This is a genomic window from Oleiphilus sp. HI0066 (assembly GCF_001635725.1).
In genome coordinates, this window is record NZ_LWFH01001791.1 from 1 (window position 1) to 1,339 (window position 1,339).

A 1,339-nucleotide genomic window follows, 5' to 3' on the forward strand; every position below is an offset into this window, starting at 1 on the left:
GTATCAAAGATTGTCAACTGATCCTGCAAACCTTGTGGCTGACCTCCATCTGTGCCGATAAATAAACGACCATCTTCATCCGCATATGCTGCATCTGGAGATGAGAATGCAATCTCTTCATTCACAGTATCTGAAGCAAGAATATAAATATCCCAAGAGAAACTACCGGAACCATTGTCCGTCGTACGAATAATATGGCCATTAGAGTTTGGTGCTTCAGGGTTTGCCGCGTTTGGTTCAGTTCGACGAGAGTTATTAGTGAGCGTCCAGAAGACCTCTCCATTTTTGCCTATCGTCGTCCACTCTGGACGATCCATAGGCGTTGCACCAACAATATCTGCCGCAATGCGCGTGTTGATTAACAACTCAGCCATATCATTAAAACGAGCCGCTAGAGCTGGAACATCCATAGACAATTCTAACCAGTCCCCAGAGCCATCCTCGTTAAAACGAGCAACATACAAAGTACCTTCGTCTAGCGGGCTCTTGCCATCAGCAATTGCATGTTCCCATGCCATCGATGACTCAAACTTGTAGCAATAATCGAAGCGTTGGTCATCGCCCATGTAACAAGCAACGCGACCGTCATCTAGCTCTTTAATCGCAATAGCTTCGTGCTTGAAACGACCAAGTGCAGTGCGCTTAACAGGTTTTTGCGTGCCATCGAATGGATCGATCTCAACAATCCAACCAAAGCGATTTGCCTCATTCACGTAGTCTTCGTCATTCAAATCAAAACGCTTATCAAATGCGTACCATGCATAACCAAAACCAAATTGATTAAAACCATAACGCGCTCGTTCTTCTGTTGGTGTCACTTCACTGATAGAGCCAAAGTAACCATTGAAGTTTTCTTCACAAGTCAGATACGTACCCCATGGCGTGTACCCGGCACCACAGTTGTTCACAGTGCCAAGTGCAATATTACCTGCTGGGTTTTGTAATAATGGAGAATCCGCCGCTGGCCCAGAGAACTGCACTGGCGTATTAACGGTAATACGGCGCGTATTTTTGCTTTTAACTGTGCGCCATTGGCCTCTCCAATTGCGCTTAATCTTCAAGACAGAAACGCCATGTATATTCTGCGACAAACGCACATCTTCCAAGTTCTCTGGAAGATCTTTCCCTAATGCGTGCGTATTCGTTCCGTACTCGTGATTAATACACAGCATTCCCGCATCGTTACGCATAGGGTAATGCTTTCCGTAACGGCTCGCTCGTTTGAAATCCATTGGGAAGAACCACATACCATCGTGACCAAGACCTGTCTGAAGTGCTGCTTCTTTTGAACTTGGACGTGAATTAGGGTCACCCTCATAGGCTGATGTAGCACCTGGTT

The 1,339-nt window shown here is 45.9% G+C and carries 1 protein-coding gene; it reads right to left on the reverse strand.

Features of this window, described 5'->3' with window-relative positions:
• Positions 1-1,339 (reverse strand): PhoX family phosphatase (locus A3738_RS27865; RefSeq protein ID WP_068764000.1); only part of this gene is annotated, 1,339 nt, incomplete at both ends.